The following is a 6,486-nucleotide window of genomic DNA, read 5'->3' on the forward strand; positions in this document are numbered from 1 at the left end:
CATCGCCGCCCGGGCCCGCCGGCGTGTCGCGGCGCGCCGGTGACGAAGGGCGAAATCCCGGCGGCGCGGCGTGCGATCCTGTCGGGTCACGGGCCATGACGGCGTCCCGTGACCCCGGCGATCCCATCGTCCTCGTTTCCGGAGCCCGGCCCCGGACGACCCGCAGCGGGTCCGGCCGGCGGCCTCGGCGGCGTCGGAATGCCCAATCCGCGCTGGGCATCCCATGGGTGCGAACGGAGCGCCGTGATCCGGTCCCTCAGCAATCCGCGTCGCCGGGCTTGGTCACCTTGCCCTCCGGTGCCTTCGCCTGGTCGGCCGAGGGCTTCGCGTTCGCGCCGACGTTGTTCATCGCCCCGACGGTGCCGGGGGATTCGGACTTGCCGCCGGGCGTCACATTCGCGGTCGAGCCGCCGTCGACGTTCGAGGAGATGTCCCCAGCTTGGCGTCCGGTGCTGTCGGTGGTGGTCCCGGTCGTGCACGGGGCGGCCGCGGCGAGGCCGGCCGAGAGGAACAGCGCGGTGATCGCGCAGGTCAGGGTGGAGACGGTCTTCATGGGGGATACCTCGGTTGGGGGGTAGGGGATGCGGTTGCGCGCGGAGGCGACCGCAGGAACCGTCCGGACCGGGGCCCGGACGGCCGTAAGCTGGTCTTGGATCGTCCAGGTTCTGGATCGTCCAAGTCCTGAATCGTCCCAGTGCTGGATCGGTCCCGGTCGAGGGTCGAGACATGCCTTGCCCCGACCCGGGCGGGCTCAGGCGTGACGGGGCGTCAGCATCGGGGATCGGGTGACCGTCGGATCGACGGCGGAACTCCGGCCGGCGAAGAAGGCGGCGAGCGCCCCGAAGATCAGGGCGAGCGCCCCGAACAGCGCGCCCTGGGACACGCGCCGCGCCGCGGCGTCGGCAACCTGCTTCGACTGCTCCTTGGCCGAGGCGAGGGTCTCCTTGAACTGCTGCGTGTACTGGTTGACCTGCGTCCGGGCCTGCTCGACCGGGATGTTCTGCGCCTTGGCGAGGGCGACGGCCGCCTTCTCCTGCGCGGCGGCCTGCTGAGCGCCGTCACCCGAGACGGCGGCGCGCATGGCGGTCACGGCCGCGTCCTTCAGGGCCGCCGGATCGGAGCCTGTATTGCTTCGGACGTTGGCCTCGATCCCCGAGAACGGGTCGGTGATCTTGGTTAACGAGGGGGCGGCCGCCTGGGCCAGGGTGGAGACGGACCCGCCCGCGGCGTTGCCGATCCCGCCGATGGCCGACGAGGCCGTGCCGAGCGCACCCCCCACGAGGCCGCTCGCCGCCGACGACAGCATATACAGGACCACGAGGGTCGAGACCGCCCAGGCGAGGAGGCCGTGGTAGCCGGCAGTCATGGGCGAGGGCTTGCCCGAGAGGCGACCGGCCAGGGCGCCGCCCGCCACGGCGGCGAGCACGCCGGAGACGACGAACCAGAGACCTGCGCCGATGCCGATCGAGCTCGCCGCCGGGGTACCGTCGCCCAGGGGATCCACCGTCGACAGGCCGATCCCGAGGCCGAGCATATTGAGGATGACCTGGGAGATCAGCCCCACCGTGGCGCCGGCGAGGACCGCGCCCCAGGAGACCGAGTGCAGCATCATCGTGCGCATGTCCTCGGCCGGCGTGACCGTGCTGCCCTGCGACAGGTCGCGGTCGAGCCCGGTCCGGTCCGGGATGGGTCGGCCTGTCGCGGCGAGGTTGGTTTCGGTGACGGTAGCCATGGTGGTTCTCCGGGACTTGCGGGCTGGGAGGGAACGGGGCGGCCGGAGCGGATCAGACGGTCCGACCGCGGCCCGCGAGGGCGTGGTAGAGCCACAGCACGACGACGGCCCCGACGACCGCGACGAGCAGGCTGTAGAGGTTGAGGCCCGAGACGCCGGGTTGGCCGAACTGCTCGAACAGGAAGCCGCCGACCACGGCGCCGACCACGCCGAGCAGGACATCGACGAGCACGCCCTGGCCGGTGTTGTTGACGATCCGGCTCGCGATGAAGCCGGCGATCAGGCCGAGGACGATCCAGGCGAGGATGGACATGGGCGGCTCCGGTTCGGGGCGTGTGTCAGGATTCCGGCGCCGGGGCGGCGCCGATGGAGGCTCGGTCTCGACACGGTGCGAAGCTGGCCGCCTGACTGCGTGCGCGGCTCCGCCGGGATGGTTGCGCCGATCGTGCCGATGATTGGCTCGATCAGGTCACAGGCTTGAGCGCTGGGCAGCACCGCGTTGCCCGGGGCCCGATGCAGCATCCCGGTCGTCATCCGGGCCGGCGCCGGGATGCGACTGAACAATGGTGTCGCCTCGTCGAATGTTCCGAGGATAAACATTAAATCATCGCGTCGTTCCGGGCCGACTTATCTATGTTGTCTAAGTTGAGTGATTGCGAAATCTATCAAATGTTGTATCTTTTTCGCACGATCGCGTCCTGGCTGGGCGACGCCGTCGCGTCTGATCTGCCGGCGTCGGTGACCCGGCACGCGCGGTCGGAAGCCTGCGGCGGACGCGAACCCTGGCTGCGCCGAGCCGGTATTCCGCCAGGCGAAGGGCCTCCGATGGGAGGCACGCAACACATCGCGGGCCGGGCTCCCGGCCTCGCCACGCTTCGGTGAGCCCGGGCTGGTTCCGCGCGGCGATGAACAGGCCCGGACGTGTCAGATCTTGCCCGGCGATCCGCGCAGGCGGCACCGGATCCAACGCAGCGCGTCTTCCAGGGTGTCGAACACGGGGGCGCGCACACCCGCCAGCCGCCCGAACCCGGCCTCCATGTGCCAGGCCCCGGGCCGCTCGTGCCACGGCGCGTCGAGGCGGACCAGAACCGCTACGAGCAGCCCATTGATCAGCACCAGCATGCCGGATTGGTCCGGGCTGCGCGTGTCGACCGAGATAGGCTGAAGGACGACCAGGGGCTCGACGTTGTCCTGGCCCGTCAACTTACCCGCCCTGGACGCTACTCAGCCACGGCACCTGCCGGCGGCTACTCCAACGCGCGTTCCTGAGGTGGAGGTAATTGGGATTGAACCCACAGTACGCTTTGAGTCGTTCAACGTCCAGGATCGTCAGGATCCGGTGCTTCAGCGTGATGAGGTTGAGCCCGCGCAATTCCCGCAGCGTGCGGCTGATCTGCACGTCCGACAGGCCCATCGTGTCGGCGACATCGGTCTGGGTGAACGGGAACGCGTAGCTGTTGTCGGTGACACGCCCCACCGCCTCCAGGCGCAGTAACAGCTCGCAGAACAGGTGCGCAATCCGCTGGTCGGCCTGCCGGCTGCCGATATTGACCAGCCACTCGCGCAGCACGGCCTCGTCCACGAGGGCGCACCACATCAGGGCCCGCGTCACCTGCGGGTGGTGCGCCGTGATCTCCTCGATGGCGTGCCGGGGGATCTCGACCGTTTTGCAAGGCGAGATCGTGCCGATGGAGTGATCCATCTGGTCGAGGATGAACACGTTGAGGTCGCAGAAGTCGCCGGGCACGAAGAAGGCCATGATCTGGCGCTGGCCGTCCGGCAGGACCTTGTAGCGGCAGGCGAAGCCGTCGAGGATGAGATGCACGTGGCTGGGGACGTCGCCTTCCTGGATCAGGTCCGTCCGCGCGCCCACCTGCCGCACCCGCGGGGCGAACGCGCGCAGGGCCGAACGGTCCGCGTCGGTGAGGTCTTCGAAACTCTCAAGCTTGCGGATCAGCGCATCTTGCATTGAATCACAACGGCGAAAGGCAGTCGACGATCCTTACGTTGAAATTAAGACAAAAATCCCCATCATAGGATGGGATTTGGTGACGAGCCGCAGGTCAAAGGCTGATGCCGTATGACTGTACTCATGAGAACGCGCTGGAACGGAGGCGCAGAGTACCGCTTCAGCCTTGACGACTATGCGGACGCGGCACCTGCCTGCTCGGACGATGCGGTGGCATTGGTCGGCGACCCATCCGGAAACGCGGAGGTTGGCGACGGACTGTCCAAAGGCGGCTCGATCCCGAACGCGACGGGATTTGCCGCCCCTTCGCGCCGAACTTGATCCTGGTGGTCATCGGCCTGCTGTGCAGGAACAAGAGCTGAGCTTGCCCCGCCCGTGCCCGCGATCGGGACGCGGCGGCGCCGTTTTACGCGCGGATCGGAGACGGGGCGCTGGACCCTGCCTGCGCGGCAAAGAGACGGTCGGTCAGTGGAGACTGCAGGGACTGGAAACCCTTTGGAGGCTTCACTTGTTCTCAGGGTGCGAAGTCAGTCCCGACAGCGCGACCGTCGGAGCAGACTATGACGCGTATGGCCACCTTGATCCCTGCTGCCGCCCTCATGGCGGCTGCTATCTGTCCGACCGGGGCCGCAACGCGGAAGGTGCGCGTTCCGAACCGGTATGACGGCGCATGGACCATCGTCGCCACGACGGCTCAGGGTCCCTGCTCGGCCAACACGCGCTATTACGTGCAGATCAAAGACAGCGACGCCTCGATCCCCGGGCAGGAGGTCGACATCGACGGCGGCGTTTCCCCGAGCGGCTCCGTGCAGGCAACGATCGTCAGCGGTTCGAACAAGGTCCCGATCTCCGGCAGCCTCGACCCCAAGGGCAGCGGCAACGGGACCTGGCGCACGTCGGGCGGTCTGGTCGAATGCAGCGGCAGCTGGAGCGCGCGTCGCGCCGGGTAGGCAGAGCGCGGTCTGACGCCGGATCCGACGACAGGCGGACCTCGATGGGGTCGGCAGGGACTGCCGCACGGTGTCAGGTTGTAGCGAGGAACTGGCGTGCCACCGGCGCGCGGTGTGCGCCCGTGCCGATGCCGCCGATGAAGGCCCGATCCCGGCCGGCGAAATCCGCAGAGACGGGCGTATACGCGAACGGGCAGAGGTGTATGGCCGCCCCGATCGCGATGAGCGTGGGGGTGGCCGACATGGGGATCATCACCTGCCGGATTTCCTGCCGCGGTGAACCGCATCGGCGGACGCGCGGCGTGAACGCGGTCAGCATGAGAACGAAGAGTATCTGATCTCGGATCTCAATCTAAAGTCGGCGCCGATCCTCTGTGGTGGGGAAAAATTCAGCCGGTTTGTCAACGACTCTCCGCGATTACATCTCTTGCGTATACAAAGGGTCAGCAATCCGAAGTTGCGGCTCCGGAGATCTGCAACTCCCGTTGATCGGGAGGTCAAAATGCGTCATAGGATGGAATTATCGCGGTTCAATCATCCGGCACTCCGCGCTTGCGAGACCTGGGCGCTCCCGCCTGTCGTTTGCGGAAAGCCATATGCCACGCTATTTCATCTCCACGTCTGATCACGTCAAAGTCATGGACGATGAGGGCGTCATCGTATCAACGCGCGCCGAACTTCGTGACCTCATCCGCAGGACATTGACTGCGATCCTGAAAGACGAGGGCGAATGGACGCAGGTGAACGAGTTTACCGCTCAAGCCTATGATGAGACCGGCAAGCTTGTCATGAGCGCACGGGCCAGCTTCTCAATCACGGAGCAATAAGCCGATCCCTTCGCGGTGCCGGCTCCGTGCGTCGGCCAGCGATGTTCTGGTGCACCGGCCGATGCGTTCCGGCCAAGCCCTGATCGCGGATCTCGTGTCGAAGCGCCATGGCGTTCCCGCAGGCCATCGTCGCTGGACAGAGCGGGCAGCTGTCGCAGCCGGCCATGGACGTGGGCGAGCCAGCGTTCGAGCGTCTGGGGCACATTGAGGAGTAAATGCCACCAGTCGGCGATCTGATGTGCAGCTGGCGCGCCCGCAGTGGCTGCTCCGGCGTACTCGGTCGAGCGGTCGCGCGCGACAATCTCGATACCGGAATGGCGTCGCAGCCAATCGGCGACGGTGACCCGTAAATAAGCGAACAGCAGGTCGATCGGGCGTCTGCGTTCGAGACCGACAATGAGTGTGCCGTATCTTCGTCCCTTGCGGATGGCCCAATCGTCGATGCCCACAACTCGCGGTGGATCCGCGCTTCGGCAGCGGCAGGCGATGCACGAGGCGCAGGATCGTATTGGGGCCGGGCTACATCCCCAGATAGCCGGTCAGGCACAACTGACACTTGGGATGAAACCTGAGTCGAAGTCAGTTTCTGGCGAGGTCACTCAGGTACAAGGGTTGCTGGAGCCGCGAGATCGAGGTCGCCGCACTCGTTTGGTCCGACACCCTATGCGCGTACCTACTCGCTTGCCGGCAGCGGTCCGCTCGCATGGCCTCATCGGTCGGACATGCTATCCATGGACGTCCTGACCCCATGAGATCGAATGCAGGAGGTGCCCGTCATGCCGTCAGATGGCGTCTTCAGCATCTCGGAACGCTGCCGTGAGAAACACCGCGCGTGTGAAAACGATATCCAGCGCAACGAACAGGGCAAAGTCGCACCTGCGGGTTCATCCGCACTTTCGGTGCTTGCGAGCCTCCGCACGGCCAAGCTCTACGGGTTGACCTCAGGCGGCATGGAGGACCCGCTGGCGCAGAAGATCGAACTTCGCGCGGCCGTACATGCTCCGCTTG

Annotated in this window: 9 protein-coding genes and 1 pseudogene; 3 read left to right on the forward strand and 7 right to left on the reverse strand. The window is 66.6% G+C overall.

The window, feature by feature from the left end:
• Positions 1-256: 256 nt before the first annotated feature.
• The 5 genes from AAHG09_RS14900 to AAHG09_RS14920 form a co-directional block, all read right to left on the reverse strand.
• Complete coding sequence (locus tag AAHG09_RS14900) at positions 257-553, reverse strand: hypothetical protein (RefSeq protein ID WP_342108139.1); 297 nt, start codon at positions 551-553, stop codon at positions 257-259.
• Positions 554-751: 198 nt separating this feature from the next.
• Complete coding sequence (locus tag AAHG09_RS14905; RefSeq protein ID WP_412760041.1) at positions 752-1,732, reverse strand: PhnA-like protein; 981 nt, start codon at positions 1,730-1,732, stop codon at positions 752-754.
• 52 nt (positions 1,733-1,784) lie between these two features.
• On the reverse strand, positions 1,785-2,045 hold the full coding sequence (locus tag AAHG09_RS14910) for a GlsB/YeaQ/YmgE family stress response membrane protein (protein WP_342108140.1): 261 nt from the start codon (positions 2,043-2,045) through the stop codon (positions 1,785-1,787).
• Between the two features lie 611 nt (positions 2,046-2,656).
• Positions 2,657-2,935: a hypothetical protein gene (locus AAHG09_RS14915; protein ID WP_342108141.1), complete on the reverse strand. Its 279-nt coding sequence runs from the start codon at positions 2,933-2,935 to the stop codon at positions 2,657-2,659.
• Between the two features lies 1 nt (position 2,936).
• Entirely contained in the window at positions 2,937-3,701 is a 765-nt protein-coding gene (locus tag AAHG09_RS14920) for a Crp/Fnr family transcriptional regulator (protein ID WP_342108142.1), read from the reverse strand.
• Between the two features lie 569 nt (positions 3,702-4,270).
• On the opposite strand from AAHG09_RS14920, the gene AAHG09_RS14925 reads away from it, so the two are divergent.
• A complete protein-coding gene (locus tag AAHG09_RS14925; protein WP_342108143.1) occupies positions 4,271-4,651 on the forward strand; it encodes a heme utilization protein in 381 nt (126 codons plus the stop codon).
• 73 nt (positions 4,652-4,724) lie between these two features.
• Here the strand turns inward: AAHG09_RS14925 and AAHG09_RS14930 are convergent, their stop codons facing one another.
• Complete coding sequence (locus AAHG09_RS14930; protein WP_342108144.1) at positions 4,725-4,970, reverse strand: hypothetical protein; 246 nt, start codon at positions 4,968-4,970, stop codon at positions 4,725-4,727.
• A 319-nt stretch (positions 4,971-5,289) separates the two neighbouring features.
• Between AAHG09_RS14930 and AAHG09_RS31945 the strand changes: the two genes are divergently transcribed.
• Positions 5,290-5,478, forward strand: a complete 189-nt coding sequence (locus tag AAHG09_RS31945) for a hypothetical protein (protein WP_412760043.1) — start codon at positions 5,290-5,292, stop codon at positions 5,476-5,478.
• A 122-nt stretch (positions 5,479-5,600) separates the two neighbouring features.
• Here the strand turns inward: AAHG09_RS31945 and AAHG09_RS14935 are convergent.
• Positions 5,601-6,021, reverse strand: a pseudogene (locus AAHG09_RS14935) (transposase); the annotation flags it as partial.
• Between the two features lie 215 nt (positions 6,022-6,236).
• On the opposite strand from AAHG09_RS14935, the gene AAHG09_RS14940 reads away from it, so the two are divergent.
• Positions 6,237-6,486 (forward strand): hypothetical protein (locus AAHG09_RS14940; protein WP_342108145.1); only part of this gene is annotated, 250 nt, incomplete at its 3' end.

The sequence above is a fragment of the Methylobacterium guangdongense genome, assembly GCF_038442355.1.
Classification (GTDB): Bacteria; Pseudomonadota; Alphaproteobacteria; order Rhizobiales; family Beijerinckiaceae; genus Methylobacterium; species Methylobacterium guangdongense.

Coding starts and splice junctions, on each gene's coding strand:
- AAHG09_RS14900 (WP_342108139.1), bottom strand. CDS start 553: ATGAAGACCGTCTCCACCCTGACCTGCGCGATCACCGCGCTGTTCCTC.
- AAHG09_RS14905 (WP_412760041.1), bottom strand. CDS start 1,732: ATGGCTACCGTCACCGAAACCAACCTCGCCGCGACAGGCCGACCCATC.
- AAHG09_RS14910 (WP_342108140.1), bottom strand. CDS start 2,045: ATGTCCATCCTCGCCTGGATCGTCCTCGGCCTGATCGCCGGCTTCATC.
- AAHG09_RS14920 (WP_342108142.1), bottom strand. CDS start 3,701: ATGCAAGATGCGCTGATCCGCAAGCTTGAGAGTTTCGAAGACCTCACC.
- AAHG09_RS14925 (WP_342108143.1), top strand. CDS start 4,271: ATGGCCACCTTGATCCCTGCTGCCGCCCTCATGGCGGCTGCTATCTGT.
- AAHG09_RS14930 (WP_342108144.1), bottom strand. CDS start 4,970: ATGCTGACCGCGTTCACGCCGCGCGTCCGCCGATGCGGTTCACCGCGG.
- AAHG09_RS31945 (WP_412760043.1), top strand. CDS start 5,290: ATGGACGATGAGGGCGTCATCGTATCAACGCGCGCCGAACTTCGTGAC.